At 66.2% G+C, this 16,711-nt stretch carries 16 protein-coding genes and 1 riboswitch; of the genes, 5 read left to right on the forward strand and 11 right to left on the reverse strand.

Annotation, left to right across the window (positions count from 1 at the left end):
* Window positions 1-549: 549 nt before the first annotated feature.
* The 3 genes from AAE021_RS09990 to AAE021_RS10000 all read right to left on the reverse strand — a co-directional run bounded on the left by AAE021_RS09990 (window position 550) and on the right by AAE021_RS10000 (window position 4,055).
* The gene (locus AAE021_RS09990) at window positions 550-1,458 is read right to left on the reverse strand and encodes a GNAT family N-acetyltransferase (RefSeq protein ID WP_342022189.1); all 909 of its coding nucleotides are present in this window, start codon (window positions 1,456-1,458) and stop codon (window positions 550-552) included.
* A complete protein-coding gene (locus tag AAE021_RS09995) occupies window positions 1,458-2,846 on the reverse strand; it encodes a glycine--tRNA ligase (protein ID WP_342022190.1) in 1,389 nt (462 codons plus the stop codon). Before AAE021_RS09995 ends, AAE021_RS09990 begins: the two co-directional genes overlap by 1 nt.
* A 237-nt stretch (window positions 2,847-3,083) precedes the next feature.
* Window positions 3,084-4,055 (reverse strand): DMT family transporter, encoded by a 972-nt coding sequence (locus AAE021_RS10000; protein WP_425362385.1) that lies wholly within the window; start codon window positions 4,053-4,055, stop codon window positions 3,084-3,086.
* Between the two features lie 70 nt (window positions 4,056-4,125).
* On the opposite strand from AAE021_RS10000, the gene AAE021_RS10005 reads away from it, so the two are divergent.
* Window positions 4,126-4,356: an RNA-binding S4 domain-containing protein gene (locus tag AAE021_RS10005; protein ID WP_342022191.1), complete on the forward strand. Its 231-nt coding sequence runs from the start codon at window positions 4,126-4,128 to the stop codon at window positions 4,354-4,356.
* A 56-nt stretch (window positions 4,357-4,412) separates the two neighbouring features.
* On the opposite strand, the gene AAE021_RS10010 is transcribed toward AAE021_RS10005, so the two are convergent.
* Complete coding sequence (locus AAE021_RS10010; protein WP_342022192.1) at window positions 4,413-5,063, reverse strand: alpha/beta hydrolase; 651 nt, start codon at window positions 5,061-5,063, stop codon at window positions 4,413-4,415.
* An 89-nt stretch (window positions 5,064-5,152) separates the two neighbouring features.
* Here AAE021_RS10010 and AAE021_RS10015 point away from each other — a divergent pair, with 89 nt between their 5' ends.
* Window positions 5,153-6,019: an SGNH/GDSL hydrolase family protein gene (locus AAE021_RS10015; protein ID WP_342025375.1), complete on the forward strand. Its 867-nt coding sequence runs from the start codon at window positions 5,153-5,155 to the stop codon at window positions 6,017-6,019.
* Here AAE021_RS10015 and AAE021_RS10020 read toward each other — a convergent pair.
* The gene (locus tag AAE021_RS10020; protein ID WP_342022193.1) at window positions 6,016-6,369 is read right to left on the reverse strand and encodes a hypothetical protein; all 354 of its coding nucleotides are present in this window, start codon (window positions 6,367-6,369) and stop codon (window positions 6,016-6,018) included. The genes AAE021_RS10015 and AAE021_RS10020 overlap by 4 nt on opposite strands.
* 36 nt (window positions 6,370-6,405) lie before the next feature.
* Window positions 6,406-6,945 carry a hypothetical protein gene (locus tag AAE021_RS10025; RefSeq protein WP_342022194.1) on the reverse strand — a complete coding sequence of 180 codons (540 nt, stop codon included), beginning with the start codon at window positions 6,943-6,945 and terminating at the stop codon, window positions 6,406-6,408.
* A gap of 174 nt (window positions 6,946-7,119) precedes the next feature.
* Between AAE021_RS10025 and AAE021_RS10030 the strand changes: the two genes are divergently transcribed.
* Window positions 7,120-8,385 carry an amidohydrolase family protein gene (locus tag AAE021_RS10030; protein WP_342022195.1) on the forward strand — a complete coding sequence of 422 codons (1,266 nt, stop codon included), beginning with the start codon at window positions 7,120-7,122 and terminating at the stop codon, window positions 8,383-8,385.
* Here the strand turns inward: AAE021_RS10030 and metX are convergent.
* Window positions 8,382-9,506, reverse strand: coding sequence for a homoserine O-acetyltransferase MetX (gene metX / locus AAE021_RS10035; RefSeq protein ID WP_425362386.1), 1,125 nt, complete (start codon window positions 9,504-9,506; stop codon window positions 8,382-8,384). The genes AAE021_RS10030 and metX overlap by 4 nt on opposite strands.
* Window positions 9,507-9,514: 8 nt before the next feature.
* Window positions 9,515-10,831, reverse strand: coding sequence for a bifunctional o-acetylhomoserine/o-acetylserine sulfhydrylase (locus AAE021_RS10040; RefSeq protein WP_342022196.1), 1,317 nt, complete (start codon window positions 10,829-10,831; stop codon window positions 9,515-9,517).
* A gap of 68 nt (window positions 10,832-10,899) precedes the next feature.
* A riboswitch (SAM riboswitch) is annotated at window positions 10,900-11,016 on the reverse strand.
* Window positions 11,017-11,219: 203 nt separating this feature from the next.
* On the opposite strand from AAE021_RS10040, the gene AAE021_RS10045 reads away from it, so the two are divergent.
* Complete coding sequence (locus tag AAE021_RS10045) at window positions 11,220-11,870, forward strand: VOC family protein (RefSeq protein ID WP_342025377.1); 651 nt, start codon at window positions 11,220-11,222, stop codon at window positions 11,868-11,870.
* Between the two features lie 168 nt (window positions 11,871-12,038).
* Window positions 12,039-12,980 (forward strand): type IV toxin-antitoxin system AbiEi family antitoxin domain-containing protein, encoded by a 942-nt coding sequence (locus AAE021_RS10050; protein WP_342022197.1) that lies wholly within the window; start codon window positions 12,039-12,041, stop codon window positions 12,978-12,980.
* A gap of 103 nt (window positions 12,981-13,083) precedes the next feature.
* Here the strand turns inward: AAE021_RS10050 and AAE021_RS10055 are convergent, their stop codons facing one another.
* The 3 genes from AAE021_RS10055 to AAE021_RS10065 all read right to left on the reverse strand — a co-directional run bounded on the left by AAE021_RS10055 (window position 13,084) and on the right by AAE021_RS10065 (window position 16,588).
* On the reverse strand, window positions 13,084-15,033 hold the full coding sequence (locus AAE021_RS10055) for a glycoside hydrolase family 2 protein (protein ID WP_342022198.1): 1,950 nt from the start codon (window positions 15,031-15,033) through the stop codon (window positions 13,084-13,086).
* A gap of 84 nt (window positions 15,034-15,117) precedes the next feature.
* The gene (locus tag AAE021_RS10060) at window positions 15,118-15,906 is read right to left on the reverse strand and encodes a type II CAAX endopeptidase family protein (RefSeq protein ID WP_342022199.1); all 789 of its coding nucleotides are present in this window, start codon (window positions 15,904-15,906) and stop codon (window positions 15,118-15,120) included.
* Between the two features lie 112 nt (window positions 15,907-16,018).
* Window positions 16,019-16,588: a dihydrofolate reductase family protein gene (locus tag AAE021_RS10065; RefSeq protein WP_342022200.1), complete on the reverse strand. Its 570-nt coding sequence runs from the start codon at window positions 16,586-16,588 to the stop codon at window positions 16,019-16,021.
* Window positions 16,589-16,711: the final 123 nt, after the last annotated feature.

Raw genomic sequence — 16,711 nt, forward strand, 5'->3', positions numbered from 1 at the left:
GCAGGGCGCTGCAGCCCGGATAATACGGATGCAGGAAACACGGTCGGCATCATTGTCCCAAGCCCGGCGCCAATGTCCCAAAAACTGTGCGGCCGGCCGGGCTGTCAGGCCTGTCAGGCCGGGAAGTCAGGGGCCGGGAAGTCAGGGGCCGGGCCTTATTTACGTCCGACCGCCGGGTTCTCCACCGATCCATCGTGCAGATAACGGGGCATCCCGGCATCTCTCGTGCAGATAACGGGGTATCCCGGCATCTCTCGTACAGATAGCGGGGTATCCCGGCATCTCTCGTGCAGATAGCGGGCTCAAAACCTCGAAATTCGGGGTTTTGGTCCCCTGATCTGCACAAAGGATTCTTTGATTGCCCGTGATCTGTGCGAGAGATCCGCCAGCAGTGCCGGCAGCAGGAGCCGGACGGATGAAACGCCCGCATAAACGCCGACGACGGCGGGCGCTGAATCCCCCAAAGGAACCCGCACCCGCCGCCGTCGCAAATCACGCAGCCGCAGCTGTCCGTCATCCACAGCCTTAAGAGCCAGGCGACCGAAGGACCTACGTGCTGACGATCTCCGTGGCCGGCCCAACTTCGCGGGCGGCACCCTTTTCCAGCAGGGCCTGGATGATCCGGGCCACCGGTTTCATGGATTCGTCCACCTCCAGCTGGATCGGATACTGATAGGTCAGCAGGGCCAGCAGCGATTCGAGCGCCGCCTCCTGTTCCGACTGTTCCAGCGAAGGATCATAGCCAAGGAACACGTCGGCCGGCTCATCCGTGCGGTTCTGCGTATAGCTCACGGCGAAGGCAGCGATCTTGCCGCCCTGTGACTTGGGCGCATCGCGCAGGACCACCGCTCCGGCGGCGCCGGTGGCGTCGTTGAGCAGCATCTGCTGCGCCCGTCCGAGCGTCATCTCCGACCGGTCCCAGCCGTGCACGGCGTTGTAGAACTCCACCACGGCCTGGGTCAGTTCCACCGAGCCGGTGGCGGCCTCGTCCAGCTGCGGTCCGGCGTCGTCCTGGAAGACCGGAAGGGTGATCCGCCCGGGCTCCACCACAACCACGCGGGACCGCTGGATCCGGGAGAAACCGGCAGCCTCGGCGAAGGCAGCACCGGAGGTTCCCGGCTCCACCTTCGCGCGCATGGCGGTAACGCCCGACGGCGCCGCTTCGGCTTCCCTCCGCAGCATCGCCAGCAGCGTGGATCCGAGGCCGGCGCGCCGGTTTTCCCGGGCCACTTCCACGTAAACCCACAGCCGGTCCGGGTGCAGCGATGTCTCGTAAACGACGCCGGCAGCTACCGGAATACCGTCGTCTTCGGCCACGATGCAGCGGCTCCACGGCTCGTTGGACGAGGGCCGCAGGACTGCCCGGAACTGGCCGGACTGCACCGTTTCCGGATCGCCCCACAGCTGGTTCAGGGCCAGGTCGTCATCTTCGCGCCATTCGCGGAACGTCAAGGCCATTACGCGCCGATCAGCCTTTCGGCGAGGTAGCCCTCAACCTTGTCCAGGCTCACCCGCTCCTGGGCCATCGAGTCACGCTCGCGCACGGTGACCGCCTGGTCTTCGAGGGTGTCGAAGTCCACGGTGATGCAGAACGGGGTGCCGATTTCGTCCTGGCGGCGGTATCGGCGGCCAATGGCGCCGGCGTCGTCGAAGTCGATGTTCCAACTGCGGCGCAGCTGTGCCGCCAGGTCCTTGGCCTTCGGGGACAGGTCCTCGTTGCGGCTCAGCGGCAGCACGGCGGCCTTGACCGGGGCCAGGCGCGGATCCAGCTTCAGGACGGTGCGCTTGTCGACGCCGCCCTTGGCGTTGGGGGCCTCGTCCTCGGTGTAGGAGTCCACCAGGAACGCCATGAAGGAACGGGTCAGGCCGGCGGCGGGCTCAATCACGTACGGGGTGAAGCGCTCGTTGGTGGCCTGGTTGAAGTAGCTCAGGTCGGTGCCGGAGTGCTTGGAGTGCGTGCCCAGGTCAAAGTCGGTGCGGTTGGCAATGCCTTCCAGCTCGCCCCACTCGGAGCCGGCGAAACCGAAGCGGTATTCGACGTCGGTGGTGCCCTTGGAGTAGTGGCTCAGCTTTTCCTTCGGGTGTTCAAACAGGCGCAGGTTCTCTGGATCGATGCCCAGCTGGGTGTACCAGTTGAACCGGTTTTCGATCCAGTACTTGTGCCATTCCTCATCGGTGCCCGGCTCGACGAAGAATTCCATTTCCATCTGCTCGAACTCGCGGGTGCGGAAGATGAAGTTACCCGGCGTGATTTCGTTGCGGAAGCTCTTGCCGATCTGGCCGATGCCGAACGGCGGCTTCTTGCGGGAGGTGGTCAGCACGTTGTTGAAGTTCACGAAGATACCCTGCGCGGTTTCCGGGCGCAGGTAGTGCATGCCCTCTTCATTGGCGACCGGACCCAGGAAGGTCTTGAGCAGGCCGGAGAATTCCTGCGGCTCGGTCCACTGGCCCTTGGTGCCGCAGTTGACGCAGGCAATGTCGGCCAGGCCGTTTTCGGGTGCGTGGCCCTTCTTTTCCTCGTAGGCCTCTTCGAGGTGGTCGGCGCGGTAACGCTTGTGGCAGCTCAGGCACTCCACCAGCGGATCGGAGAAGACCTCAACGTGGCCGGAGGCCTCCCACACCTGGCGAGGCAGGATGACGGCGGAATCCAGCCCGACGACGTCGTCGCGCCCGCGGACCATGTGCTGCCACCACTGCTTCTTGATGTTTTCCTTGAGCTCGACGCCAAGGGGGCCGTAATCCCATGCGGACCGGGAGCCGCCGTAAATCTCGCCCGACTGGAAGACGAACCCCCGGCGCTTGGCGAGGGAGATGATCGGATCCAGCTTGGATTTGGTCGAAGCCATGGAATGGTACCGCCGTTCTTTCGTGTTTACAGGGCCGCTGGGTGCGGTCCGCTCATGGTCCCGTCCGCAGTTTGCGCCGGCGGGTTGCGCGGCGAGGGACTGACGGAGGGCAAAAGCTACAACTACCAGCTTAAGGCGAGGGAGCCCAAACGCCGCTACCGGCCCGGCTGTGGTGCGCCGCTGCGGTAGTCGGGGCGTCTTAGCGGCGCCGGAACGGCTAAGCGGCGGCGGAACGGCTCAGCGGCGGCGGAGCAGCCCGGGCATGTTCCACGGCAGCGTGGCCACCACGATGGCCACCAGGGTCAGCAGGGTCCCCAGCACGGTGGCCGCTACAACCACGCTGCCCGGCGCGGGAAGAAAGATGTCCAGCAGCAGGGAACCAATAAGCTGGCCCCCGATCAGGCCCAGACTGGTCAGCAGCACGCCCAGGCTGCGCACCAGGAGCGCGCTCAGCCCGATGAAGATGCAGCCCATCGGCCCGCCCAGATACAGGTACCACTCCCCCGGAAGCGGCTGGCCAACGCCGGAGACCGCCACCTTGACCAGCCACATCAGGCCCAGCACGCTGGTGCCGATAATGAAGTTGACCAGCGTTGCGGTGATCGGGGTTCCGTAGTGCATGCCGGTGGTTCCGTTCATGGCCTGCTGGAAGCTCATCAGCATGCCCGCCGTCAGGGGCAGCAGCACCGGGAGCAGCAGGTCGGCAGCCGCGGACGTGCCCGCAAGCTTCGGGCTCACGGCCCAGGCGACGGCGGCGATCGTCAGCACGGCGCCCACCACGCGCATCACGGTGAGTGCTTTTTTCCCGGCCGGACCAATGCCCAGCCGGTCCACCACCAGGCCGGTCAGCGTTTGGCCGGCCACTGCGGCCACCGTGAAGACGGCGACCCCGAGCACGGCGACGGTCAGGGTTTGGGAGAGCACAAAGTAGCCGCCGATGGCTCCGGCCAGCACGTAGTAGCGCGGGAACCGGCGTTCGCGCAGCGCCGGCAACAGCTGGGCGGCACCGGCACGGCCGCGCGGCAGAACGGCCGAAATGAGGATCATGACCACGAGCCCCACCGAGAAGCTGACCAGCGCTGCGGCCAGCCCGTCCTCCAATTTGGCCCCGAGGGCACCGTTGACCCGGGACTGCACGGGCATCGCTGCTCCGGCAACAATGGCAAGGGGAAGACCGATCAGGGGATTGAATCGCACAGCGTTTGGCACGGACCAACCCTACGGCAGAGCTTCGCTTCTTCCGGCATTGATGGCGGACAATTTCGGGCAGAATGGAGGTATGAGTTCCACTGACCCCCAAGACCTTCCCATCCGCGATGACATGATCCGTCTGGGGCAGCTGCTGAAGCTTGCCAGCCTCGCCGAGGACGGCATCCAGGCTAAACAGCTGATCGAAGACGGCCTGGTGAAAGTCAACGACGCGATCGAAGAGCGCCGCGGCCGCCAGCTGCACCCGGGCGACGTCGTTTCCGTTAACGGTGAAGCGATCCGCATCGTTCAAGAGGGCTAGTCCCTCCGCCAAAGAGGACCAGCTCCACCGGGAGCTGGTCCTCCTTGATGTCCGCCTCAGGCCTTGAGCACCAAGTGGGTGAGAAACTCCTTCACGTGTCCGAGTTCCTGCATGTTGATTCCGTGTCCCATGTTGGAGTAGAGAATCTTTGTCAGCGCGGTGTGCTCATTGAGCCAGGCGTGCGTGAACTCGATCCGCGGCGCATCAATCACCGGATCGGCCTGGTCCCGGCCCCAGAAAAACGGCACCTGACCGGCGGTCAGTTCCTCGTCCTTGAAGAACGGGTTGCCGTCCGAAGGCACCACAAAACCGGAGAGCCCGACGACGGCGGCGAAGTCCGCGGGCCGGTGGCGCAGCAGGGTGCTCGCCACGGCCATGCCCATCGAGAAGCCCAGCAGCGACACACTGCTGTGCGCGCCCTTGATGCCGTCCAGCCAGTCCGAGACATCGCTCACAGCATCCACGACGCGCTGCACGGAAAAATCCGGTTCATTCATCAGCGGGAACCAGGTGTAGCCCGGACCCTGCGCCTGGGGTGCGCGCACCGAGGCAATGGTGAACTCGGAGGGCAGATAATCCGCCAGGCCCATCAGGTCTTCCTCGTTGGCGAGGTAGCCGTGAAAGAGCACCAGCAGCGGCGTTCCTTCACGCTCGGCTTCCGGTTTGGACCAAAGGACGGTGGGGTTCCAGGGAGCTGTTGTAGGCATGATATTCATTTTGGCACGGCCGGTTCCCGAACCTACGGTCGCGTAGCCGTCCCCCTCCTTGGCAGGATGGAGCGGTGACTTCTCCTTCGATGCCCCCGGACAGCTCTTCCCCCTCCCCGGCGTCCCCCGACGCCGTGCCCGCAGCCGACGAGCATCCGGTGCAGCCCTGGACCCGTTATGTTGCCATCGGCGATTCCTTCACCGAAGGGATCGGCGACCCCAATCCGGACAGCCCGGGCGGGCACCGCGGCTGGGCGGACCGTGTCGCTGAGGAACTGGCGCGCGACACTGACAACTTTGCCTACGCCAACCTTGCAATCCGGGGCCGGCTGCTGGACCAGATCATTGGTGAGCAGCTGCAGCCCGCGTTGGACCTGAAACCTGACCTTGTCACCATCTGCGCCGGTGGAAATGACGTCATCCGCCCCGGGGGCGATCCGGATAAGCTGGCCGAAAAAATGGACGCGGCCATCGCACGCCTGAGCGGCAGCGGCGCAACCGTGGTGCTCTTTACCGGCCCGGATCTGGGCACCACCCCCGTGCTGGGCAGCGTTCGGGGACGGGTGGCCGTGTACAACGAAAACCTGCGGACCATTGCCGCGCGCCGCGACGTCATCATCGCTGACATGTGGGCGCTGCGCGAGCTGAGAGCCCGTGACATGTGGGCGCCGGACCGGCTGCACTTTTCGCCCCTGGGCCACCACACCATCGCCGCCATGGTGCTGGACACCCTGGCCGTGCCCCACACCCTGGAACCGCTGGATCCCAAGCCGCTGCCGGCCAAGAGCTGGCGGACGGCCCGCACGGAGGACCTGACCTGGGCGCGGGAGTACTTCATGCCGTGGGTGGTGCGCCGGGTGCGGCACCGGTCCTCCGGGGACGGCATTGCCGCCAAGCGTCCCTTGGCCGGTCCCATCTTTGGCGGTTCGGGCATGCCGCCGGGTTCGGCGGACTAGGAGCGCCTGCCGCGCGGCCTGCGGCGGTTTCCGGCCTGCAGTCCGCCCCAGAAGGCAAACAGCACGGCTCCCGCCAGCACCAGCAGCGCACCCGCCCGCATTCCGCGGCTGAACAGCATCACGCCGTCGGGCAGCCCTTCCTCCGGCAGCGGGGTATAGGCAACCCAGCTGATCTCCGTGGGTCCCGGCCCCTGGGCCAGGAGCAGGACACCGGACAGGACCAGCAGGAGCGCCGCAGCCGGCATCCACATCAGCAGGAACAGGTTCCGGGCGCGGCCAGCGGCGGAACCCGTGCTCCGGCGGGCACCCGAAACCCTCTTGTCCTGGCCGTCGCCCCTCTGATCCGTCATGCCGGAAAGGCTAGCACCGCGCCCGCCCCGGCAGCGTCAGGCGGGGGACCCTTTCTCGGCCAGTCGAATGAGGGTGGCCAGATGATCGCTCCAGTCCCCGGTATGGGTCCGGGCCACCTCAGCTCCGTCGGTGAGGCTCCCCAGTCCGCTCTCAGTCACGACGACGTCGGTGTAATCCGCTTCCGCATCAGGCCCAGCCCCGGCATCCAGCGTGAAACTCACAATCGTATGGCTGTTCCAGCCGGGCATCGTCCAGCGGAAAGACAGCAGCCGCTCCCGGGCCACGGCCAGCACCGTTCCCGTGGCACGGGTTCCGGAGCCGCTGCGGCCGTCACTGTCGCCGCCGTCGCCGCCGTCGCCGCTTCCGGAGCCGCCTTCGCCGCTGCCGCCGTCGCCTCCGCCTCCGCCGTCGCTGCCGTCGCTGTCTTGCGCGCTAAACCGCTCCGTCAGCGGAGCGCCGGGACTGGCGGTAAAGTCCATCTCCGGCCACCACGCCGCCCGGTGATCCACCAACGCCTGCCACAGCTGTTCCGGCGAGCACCGCGCCTGTGCCGCAACCCGAATTTGATCGCCCATGGTTTTGTTCTTCCATGTCCGCGGCTTCTTGGCAAGGGAAACCGTGTACTGACGGCGGCCTGCACCGCGTCATGAGCAGGAGCCTGCCCCGGCCGTGCCCTACGTTGGTGAAGAGAGCAGGCACCGTCGGCACCAGATCAGCTGCCGACGCCGCCATCCAGCGAAGGAGATCCCTTGACCACCACCCTGATCCGCGCCGTCCGCCCGTGGGGCCGCGCCCTCAGCGACGTCACACTGACGGACGGCACCATCACCGCCGTTGCGCCGCATCAGCCCGCCGCCGGCGCCGGCACCGCAGGTTCGTCCGGCGCCGGCTCCCCCGCGTTGCCTGAAACGGGCGCCACCGTGGTGGAGGGCCGCGGACGCCTGCTGCTGCCCGCCTTCACCGACGCGCACGTACATCTGGACTCGACCCGGATTGGCCTGCCCTTCCGCGAACACACCGGCGGCCCCGGCGTGTGGGAAATGATGCTGAACGACCGCCGCAACTGGCGCACCGCGGAGGTGTCCCTGCAGGAGCGGGTCAACGAGACGCTGGGGCGGATGATCGCCCGGGGCACCACCCGGGTGCGCTCGTTTGCCCAGGTCGATGTGGACTGCCGGCTGGAACGCTTCGAGGCCGTGGCCGCTGCCCGGGAAACCTTCAGGGACCGGGCCGCCGTTCAGATCGTGGCGTTTCCGCAGGCCGGGCTGCTCCGGGAAAAAGGGTCGGTGGAGCTGCTGGAGGAGGCGCTGAAAGCCGGCGCCGACGTCGTCGGCGGCATTGATCCCTGCAGCCTGGACCGCGATCCGGCCCGGCACCTGGATCTCGTTTTCGGTCTTGCGGAAAAGTACCAGGTGCCCCTCGACATCCACCTGCACGAGCCCGGGGACCTCGGTGTGTTCAGCGCGGATCTGGTGCTGGAGCGAACCCGTGCCCTGGGGATGCAGGGCAGGGTCACACTGTCCCACGCCTACCAGCTGGGCAGCGTCAACGAAGCAACCACCAGCCGGCTCATGGAGGCCTTTGGCGAGCTGGATGTCTCCCTGACCTCCGTGGCTCCGGCAGTGTCAGGCCAGCTGCCGCTAACCCGACTGGCCGAAGGCGGCGTCCGTTTCGGGCTGGGCGAGGACGGCCAGCGCGATTACTGGTCCCCGTACGGAAACGCGGACATGCTGGACCGGACCTGGCAGCTGGCCTTCACTCAGGGCTTCCGGCAGGACGAACTGATCGGGCACTGCCTGGCCATCGCCACGGTGGGCGGGGCAAGCATCCTGGATCCGTCCGCCGTCCGGCTCAAGGACACCGCCCACCGCCCCGGCCTTGATGCCGGCGATCCTGCGGATCTGCTGCTTGTCGACGGCGAAACGCTCACCTCTGCGGTGATGGACCGCGGCACCGACCGCACGGTGCTCCGCGCAGGACGGGTAGTGGCGGACCAGCTGGCGCTCATTTCCTAGCTGAAGAAAAGTTTCCGCAGCGGCCGTCCGAGCTGCTCAACATCGGTCAGGAATCCGTCGTGGCCGATGGGTGCGCTGATGGTGTGCACCCGGACGCCGCCGGGAAGCGCCGCAGCCAGGACCTCGGACTGCTGCGGGAAGTAGAGCCGGTCCGAATCGACGGCGGCAATGAAGAACTCGGCCGTAACTCCGGACAGGGCTTCCTGCAGCGATCCCCGGCTGCGCGTGACGTCGTGGCTCATCAGGGCTTCGGTCAGCACCAGGTAGCTGTTTGCGTCAAAACGCTGCACCAGTTTCCGGGCCTGATGATCCAGATAGCTCTCCACCGCGTAACGGCCGCGCTCCGCCGACAGGGCCGATCCCAGCGGATCCTCCTGCTGCTGGGGTGCGTTCCCAAACCGGTATTCCAGTTCCGCCTCGGAGCGGTAGGTGATGTGCGCAATCCTCCGCGCCAGCCCCAGACCGGCGGTCGGAGCGGTTCCGTTGTAGTAGTCCCCGCCGTTGAAGTGCGGATCCAGCCGGATGGCCTCAAGCTGCGCCTGGCCAAAGGCGATCTGCTCGGCCGAACTGGCTGCGGTGCAGGCGATCACGGCGCAGCGCTGCACCCGGCCGGGTTCCGTGACCGCCCATTCCAGGGCCCGCGCTCCGCCGAGCGATCCGCCCAGCACCGTGTGCCAGGCCCGGATCCCCAGCAGATCCGCCAGCCGGGCCTCAGCGCGGACCGAGTCCCGGATCGTGACAAACGGGAAGCGCGAGCCCCAGGGCAGTCCTTCGGGATCATTCGAGGACGGTCCGGTGGAGCCATAGCAGCCGCCGAGCATGTTGATCGAGACAACGAAGAACCGGTTGGTGTCCACGGTTTTCCCGGGACCCACGAGGGCGTCCCACCATCCGTCCTCGTCGCTGCTGCCCCGGGCAACATGGGTGCTGCCAGTGAGGGCATGGGCCACCAGGACCGCGTTGGAGCCGTCCTCGTTAAGGGTCCCCCACGTTTCATAGGCGAGGGACACCTGCGGCAGGCGGCCGCCGGTTTCAAGTTCGAGGCTGCCGATTTGGGCATGCCGCAGCACCCCGTCCCAGGCGGGGGCGGGGTGCTGCGGCACCGTGGACGGCAGGCTCACGCGAATCCCTACGCTCCCTTGGCGGCGCGGAAACCGGCGTCGAGGTCGGCAATGATGTCGTCAATGTGCTCGATGCCCACGGACAGCCGGACCAGCCCCGGGCTGACCCCCGCTGCAAGCTGGGCTTCGGCGCCGAGCTGGCTGTGCGTGGTCGACGCCGGGTGGATCACCAGGGACCGGACGTCGCCCACGTTTGCCACATGGGAATGCAGTTCCAGGGCATCCACAAAGCGTTTCCCCGCCTCGATGCCGCCGGTGATGTCGAAGGAGACAATGGCGCCGGTGCCGCGGGGACCATACTTGCGGCCGCGCTCAAACCACGGACTGGATTCCAGGCCCGCGTAGGCGACGGAGATGACGTCGTCGTGCGCTTCGAGCCAGTTGGCGACGGCGACGGCGTTGGCCACATGGCGCTCCACCCGCAGGCTCAGCGTCTCCAGCCCCTGGGCAATGAGGAACGCGTTGAACGGCGACACCGCGGAGCCCAGGTCGCGGAGCAGCTGCACCCGGGCCTTGAGGATGTAGGCGAGGTTGGCGCCCAGGACGCCGTTGGCGCCGAGGTCGCGGGCGTACACCAGTCCGTTGTAGCTCTCATCCGGAGTGTTGAAGCCCGGGAACTTCTCCGGATCAGCACCGAAGTCGAAGTTGCCCGAATCGACAATGGCGCCGGCGATGGAGGTGCCGTGGCCGCCCAGGTACTTCGTGGCCGAATGCACCACGATGTCCGCTCCCCACTCAATGGGCCGGATCAGGTACGGGGTGGACAGGGTGTTGTCCACGATCAGCGGCACCCCGGCCTCATGTGCGACGGCGCTGATGCCCTCGATGTCCAGGACGTCCTGGCGCGGGTTGGAGACCACTTCACCGAAGAAGGCCTTGGTGTTTGGCTGCACGGCGCTGCGCCACTGGTCGAGGTTGTCCGGGTCCTGCACAAAGGTGGTCTCGATGCCGAACTTCTTCAGCGTGTGCTTGAAGAGGTTGTAGGTGCCGCCGTAGAGGCTGGGGCTGGCCACGATGTGGTCTCCGGCCTCCGCGACGTTGAGGATTGCGAAGGTTTCAGCCGCCTGCCCCGACGCGAGCAGCAGCGCACCGAGACCGCCTTCGAGGGAGGCGATCCGGTTTTCTACGGCTTCCTGGGTGGGATTGCCGATGCGCGTGTAAATCGGCGCCAGTTCGGCCAGCGCAAACCGGTTGGCCGCCGCCTCGGCGCTGGGGAACACGAATGACGTTGTTTGGTAGATCGGCAGGGCACGGGCGCCGGTGACGGCGTCGGGCTCCTGTCCCACATGGATCTGCCGGGTTTCGAACGACCAGTTTCCTGACATGGAGTGCTCCCTTGTAACCAGGGGCCGCACCGAGACTTCTAGCCGGAAAAGAGCCGGCAGCCACGTGTGACCCGCGCTTGCCGCACGTCCTTTTGACGTGCAGCCAGGTCTTCACCCGGGGCACCCCACCGCGGTTGGAGGGTTGCCGGCCAGCAAGCCGGGGCTATCTGCTGGCACTCATGACCTATCCCCCTATGAAAACGGATAACCCCGGAGCCCGCAACCTCTGTGACGGTTCATTTCCCTGCGTTTCATCGGTGTGGAGCGTCAGCTCCTGCGGCCTCCGCCGGAAGGAGATTGTCCAGTTCCGCGGCTCAAAATCGACCAAAAGCCGCAGTTAGGGTTACCTTGGTCGAGAGGTCGGTCACAACGTGCAATTATGGGCCGCATGCGCTTGGACCATGTATCTTATGCCTGTGAATCCGACGGTCTCTTGGCCACGACTGAGAGGATCGCCTCCGCTCTGGGAGCCGACTTCGTCAAGGGCGGCGTACATCCGCGTTTCGGCACCCGCAACATGATTCTGCCCCTGGCCAACCACCAATACGTCGAGGTGGTCGAGGCACTGAACCATCCGGCGTCGGACAAGGCTCCGTTCGGCCAGGCCGTGCGCCAGCGCTCCGAGTGCGGCGGCGGCTGGATGGGCTGGTGTGTTGCCGTGGATGACCTGTCGCCGTTCGAGGAGCGCCTGGGCCGCGAGTCGGTTCCGGGTAACCGCAAGTTCCCGGACGGCCAGGAACTGACCTGGCGCCAGATCGGCATCAACGGTCTCATCGCCGACCCCCAGGTTCCGTACATGCTGCGGTGGGACGACGGCACCGAACCGCTGCACCCCTCCGCCGCCCTGCCGGGAATGCCCGGAGCCGTGAACCTGAATTCGCTGACCATTGCCGGATCCGCGGCGCGGGTGGCCGAATGGCTGGGCACCCCCGTGGAGGAGCCGCTGGAGAACGTCGGCGTCACTTGGATTTCGCCCAAGGGAACGCCCGGCATCATGTCGGTCACGTTCAACACGGCGAACGGCCTCGTCGAGATCTAGTTCTGCCGATTCCGTCCGGGCCGGGTTTCTGCTGCCACTTTGGGTTTCTGCTGCCATTGCGCAGTGGCAGCAGAAACCCAAAACAGTCGATTGTGCCCAAAACGGAAGGTTTTCCACAGATTTCCGGCTGCTCTCCTCCGATATGAATCACTCCCTCACTCTGGGCGGATGGATCCGGAGTTCCTTTTTGCGGCCGATGCCGAGCGTGCCGGCGTAAACAGGCGTCAAATAGCCCTGCGGTGCGCATCTGGAGAACTCGTCCGGGTCCGGCCAGGCGTATACGTTCGGTCCGAATTCTGGCGCGAGTTGCCCAAGTGGGACCGGGACCACGTGCGGATTCAGGCCGCCGTCGAACAGGGCAGAAGTCCCCGGATTCTCGTTCAGCAGTCGGCCGCGGTTATCTGGGGCATCCCCGCTATCGGAGGCTCATCGGAAATATTGCTGCTGGCCTCTGATTCTTCACACGGCCGACGCCGCGGCGAGCTCCGCTGGACGACACGGCGGTTACTGGAGCCTGTCACGTCCCGAAACGGCCTACAGCTTACTTCACGTGCCCAGACGGTCCTGGATATGGCGGCCTACTTGCCGTTTGAACGCGCCGTGCCCGCCATGGACCATGTATTGCGGCCTGACCCGGTCCGGCGCCATCCGCCGTTAAACAAGGATGCCTTGCGGGAGCTGTCGCTGCTGCTGCCTGACCAAGCCAAACGTGCCAGGGCTTTGCGCGTCATCGACTTCGCGGACAGCAACTCGCATTCCCCCGGCGAGTCCTATTCCCGTGCAAAACTGCATCGGTTTGGATTCCCGCCGCCGGAGCTGCAGCACGAGGTCATCACGCCCGCAGGCCGGTTCAGGACTGATTTCTATTGGAAAAAGCACAGTCTGGTGGGCGAGTTTGACGGTGCCGTGAAGTACGGGGCAAACGGATCCATGCTGGCTCCTACGTGGGAGACGCTCACGAACGAGAAGCGAAGGGAAGACGCCATCCGGGCCACGGGGGCCGCCTTCGTCCGCTGGTCGTGGGTCAACATCACCAAATCGCCGCAGGACCCCGATGGACTGGTGCAGCGGCTGGTCCGGGCGGGTCTTCCGCGGTCACGGCGCAGCTAAGCACCCCTCCCCCGATTCTGCTGCCAATTTGGGTTTCTGCTGCCATTGCGCAGTGGCAGCAGAAACCCAAAACGGTCGATTTTGCCCAAACCGGTCGAATTCCTTAGCCCACGGCGCCCCCAGCGGCCCGAATCAGCCCGGCATTGAGCTCCCGCACCGTTCCGGCATCGATCTTCACCACCCGCCGGTCGTACGTGAGCAGCCCGTTCACCTCGTCCTCCACATCGGTCAGCTGGGTGTAGACCGTGGCCGCAAGCCCCTGTGCCACAGCGGGTTCGATCTGCCGCCGGTGCAGCTTCTCATACGCCTGCCGCAGGGCATCCCGGGTCTTGAACCGCCGGTACCCGAACTCCTTCTCGTTGAAGGTGTGGCCCGGCACGCGCAGGCTGTACCCGCCGTACTCGGAAAGCACGACGGCGCGGCCGTCCCGCAGCCAGCCCTTCCGCAGCTTGAACGGCACAAAGTAGACGTGCACGCTCTTGAGGTCTCCCCCGCCCTGGTCATGCCACCCGCTGGCGTGGTCGATGCTGCGGGTGGGATCCAGCCCGCGCAGCAGCTCCGTCGCGGCGTTTGCGTCAAACTGTCCCCATCCCTCGTTGAACGGCACCCATACCGCAATCGAGGTGCAGCTGCGCAGCAGTTCAACGGTGGCGCGCAGCTCGTCGAGGAACTCGGCCCGGCCCTGCTCATCCGTCCGCCCGAAGGCCGCGTAGTCGCCGTCGTTGCGGTGCGGCAGCCCCACGGCCGGCGCAGTCACCACAGCATGCCGGTAGGACCGGCCGCCGTTGACCAGGTCCTGCCACACCAGCATGCCGAGACGGTCGGCGTGGTAGTACCAGCGCAGCGGCTCAATCTTGATGTGCTTGCGCAGCATCGTAAAGCCCAGGTCTTTGGCGGCCTGGATGTCATAGGCCAGGGCATCGTCCGACGGCGCGGTGTACAGTCCGTCCGGCCAGTACCCCTGATCGAGCAGCCCGGCGTGGAAGTACGGGCGGCCGTTGAGCAGCAGCCGGGTATGGCCGGCACTGTCCGGCCCGACCCCGAAGGTGCGCAGCCCGGTGTAGCTGCGAATGCTGTCGACCTCCGCGCCGGCGCTGAGCAGCGTCACTGACACGTCGTAGAGGAAAGGATCCTCCGGTGTCCACAGGTGCGGATCAGGCACCGGGATGCGGGTGGGCACGCCGGGCACGACGACGGCGTCCGCCACAGTGCGGCCGGCAGCGGACACGGTGATTGCCGCCTGCAGATCCGAATCCGCGGATTCCCCTGCCAACCCGGCGTCCCCGTGCAGGCCGCCCTCGAGGTGGACTGTCACGGAGACGGATTCGAGGTCCGGCACCAGATGCAGCCGTGAAATGCTGATCCGCGGAACCGCTTCCAGCCACACCGTCTGCCAAATGCCCGATTGTGCCGTGTACCAGATGCCTCCGCGGTCCAGCGTCTGTTTTCCCCGGCTGGCGTAGCCGGTGTCGCTGATGTCGCGGACCCGGACGATGATCTCGTGCTCGGCTTCGGCGGCTGCAGATCCGGGCTCTGCGGCATCGGGGCCGGCGTCACTGGGGCCGGCGGCAGATGCGGCGGTGGAGGCGGATCCGGCCGCTGCGGAATCGGCGGCACCCGCGGCGTCCCGTGCACCGGCTGCCAGCGCCTCGGTGACGTCCAGCGCGAACGGGAGGTAGCCGCCGTCGTGCCCTCCCACCTCGATCCCGTTGACGGTGACCGTGCAGCTCTGGTCCACCGCGCCGAAGTGCAGCAGCACCCGTTCGCCTGCGAAGCCCTCGGGCAGGCGGAGGGTGCGCCGGTACCAGAGGAACTGCTGCGGCTGGAGCTGGCGGTTGACGCCGGAGAGCGGAGCCTCGGGGGAAAACGGCACCAGGATCTGTCCGTCCCAGTCGCCGGCGGTCGGCGGAGCATCCCGGCGCACGGAGGTGAACGCATACTGCCAGTAGCCGTTGAGATTCAGGTAGCTGTCGCGGACCAGCTGCGGGCGCGGATAGTCCTGCAGGACGGCTTCCGGATCCAGGTCCGTTCCCCAGAGTGTCGTCAATGTCACGGGGCGGTGCTCCTTGTGGTTTGGGCGGCGTCCATCCCGAAATCCTAGCGCGGCGTGCAGCCGCACCTGCCCCGCATCACGGCGTCAGTCGCCAATGCCGATCGCCGAACCGAACAGCGCAAACCCGACAAACCCCGCAATGTCCACAAGGGCGTGCGCGATCACCAGCGGCATGACCCGCTTGGTCTTGGTGTACGCATACCCGAAAAGCAGGCCCATCAGGAAGTTCCCGATGCCGGGCCCAATGCCCTGGTACAGGTGATAACTGGAGCGGATGAGGGCGCTGGTGATGATGATCGCCGGAGTGCTCCAGCCCAGCTGCCGCAGCCGGATAAAGAGGTACCCCACCACAATGACCTCCTCCAGCACGGCGTGCCGCAGGGCCGACAGGATGAGCACCGGAAGCGTCCACCAGTAGGTGTCCAGGGCGGCCGGCACCAGCGCGGTGGTGATGCCCAGCGCACGCCCCGCGGCATACACGCCCAGGGTGCCGACGCTGATGACCGTTGCCAGCCCGAAACCCAGCGCAAAGTCGCGCACCGGTTTGGCGAAGGTGAAGCCGAGGCGTCGGAACGCACTCTTGCCCGGTCCGGTCAGCAGGAACAGCACCAGTGCCACGGGCAGCAGCGAAAAGAAGATCCCCAGCAGCTGGTACACCAGATCGAACACCGGGTTCTCGTCCAGGACCGGGTTCAGCGTGGTTGTCTGCCCGGCGAGCGGACCCTCTGCCGCCTTTTCCAGGAGCTCGACGACGGCGTACACGCCTGATCTGCCCAGCGACAATCCCAGCACAATCAGGATTTCGAAGACCAGCATCTTCCGGGCCCGCGGATCCAGGGCTTCGGCGGGGGCAGAGGGGAAGGCGGCACGCATGCTCCCATTGTGCCGGATGCCACAGGGTATTCCGGCTGCGGCGGGCGGCTTCAGGGGCTCCGGGCCTCAGGTTATTCCGGCTTGTCGGGAGCGGGAGACGCAGGCGCGGTCGCTAGGGGGACCGGACCGTTTCATACGTCAGTTTCACCATGCCGGTTGTGTCGAAGCGTTGTTCGCGAAGAAGCCGCAGGCTGAGCCTGAGCCCGTCGGGAAACACCCGGGTTCCTTCGCCCAGCGTCACGGGGTAAACCATCAGCGACACCACATCCACCAGGTCCAGCCGGAAGGCCGCTTCGGTCACTGTGGGACCTTCAATAAGGAGGTCTCCCGTGGTTTCAGCCTTTGCCCGGGCAAAGGCTTCAGCGGTGAACTCCCGTTCCAGCCGGGTCCTTTGCGTCCAGGTGTGCTCCAGCGTCCGGGAAAAGACCACCTTGTGGGCCCGGTTCCACGTTTCGGCAAAGGCTGCCGCTGCCGGTGAGCCTTCGGCGAGGGAGGGATCGGTTTCCCAGACGGCCATGGCTTCGTACATCCGACGCCCGTACAGGTGTGTGCCCACGGTGGCCAGGTCCGCGGTGACTTGCTCCACCATGGCGTCATCCGGGGCCGCCCAGGAAAAGTCGCCCGAGGCATCAGCGATGTAGCCGTCCAGCGTGCAGGAGAGCATGTAGATGAGTTTTCCCATGGCACATCCCAACCCGCCAAACGCTCAGAAGGCAAGGGTGCCGGGGTGGGAATTCGACACATCACCGGAGTGAAGCGGTGACAGAAGGCCACGGGTTCAGAAGGCCAGGGGTTCGGGGGGAGG

It is taken from the genome of Arthrobacter citreus (genome assembly GCF_038405225.1).
Taxonomy (GTDB): domain Bacteria; phylum Actinomycetota; class Actinomycetes; order Actinomycetales; family Micrococcaceae; genus Arthrobacter_B; species Arthrobacter_B citreus_A.

What these genes read in the sequence shown, in the direction of transcription:
- AAE021_RS10005 (WP_342022191.1), top strand. Translation starts at nt 4,126, where the DNA reads ATGAGTTCCACTGACCCCCAAGACCTTCCCATCCGCGATGACATGATC.
- AAE021_RS10015 (WP_342025375.1), top strand. Translation starts at nt 5,153, where the DNA reads ATGCCCCCGGACAGCTCTTCCCCCTCCCCGGCGTCCCCCGACGCCGTG.
- AAE021_RS10020 (WP_342022193.1), bottom strand. Translation starts at nt 6,369, where the DNA reads ATGACGGATCAGAGGGGCGACGGCCAGGACAAGAGGGTTTCGGGTGCC.
- AAE021_RS09990 (WP_342022189.1), bottom strand. Translation starts at nt 1,458, where the DNA reads ATGGCCTTGACGTTCCGCGAATGGCGCGAAGATGACGACCTGGCCCTG.
- AAE021_RS10060 (WP_342022199.1), bottom strand. Translation starts at nt 15,906, where the DNA reads ATGCGTGCCGCCTTCCCCTCTGCCCCCGCCGAAGCCCTGGATCCGCGG.
- AAE021_RS10065 (WP_342022200.1), bottom strand. Translation starts at nt 16,588, where the DNA reads ATGGGAAAACTCATCTACATGCTCTCCTGCACGCTGGACGGCTACATC.
- AAE021_RS10025 (WP_342022194.1), bottom strand. Translation starts at nt 6,945, where the DNA reads ATGGGCGATCAAATTCGGGTTGCGGCACAGGCGCGGTGCTCGCCGGAA.
- AAE021_RS10040 (WP_342022196.1), bottom strand. Translation starts at nt 10,831, where the DNA reads ATGTCAGGAAACTGGTCGTTCGAAACCCGGCAGATCCATGTGGGACAG.
- AAE021_RS10010 (WP_342022192.1), bottom strand. Translation starts at nt 5,063, where the DNA reads ATGCCTACAACAGCTCCCTGGAACCCCACCGTCCTTTGGTCCAAACCG.
- AAE021_RS10050 (WP_342022197.1), top strand. Translation starts at nt 12,039, where the DNA reads ATGGATCCGGAGTTCCTTTTTGCGGCCGATGCCGAGCGTGCCGGCGTA.
- AAE021_RS09995 (WP_342022190.1), bottom strand. Translation starts at nt 2,846, where the DNA reads ATGGCTTCGACCAAATCCAAGCTGGATCCGATCATCTCCCTCGCCAAG.
- AAE021_RS10045 (WP_342025377.1), top strand. Translation starts at nt 11,220, where the DNA reads ATGCGCTTGGACCATGTATCTTATGCCTGTGAATCCGACGGTCTCTTG.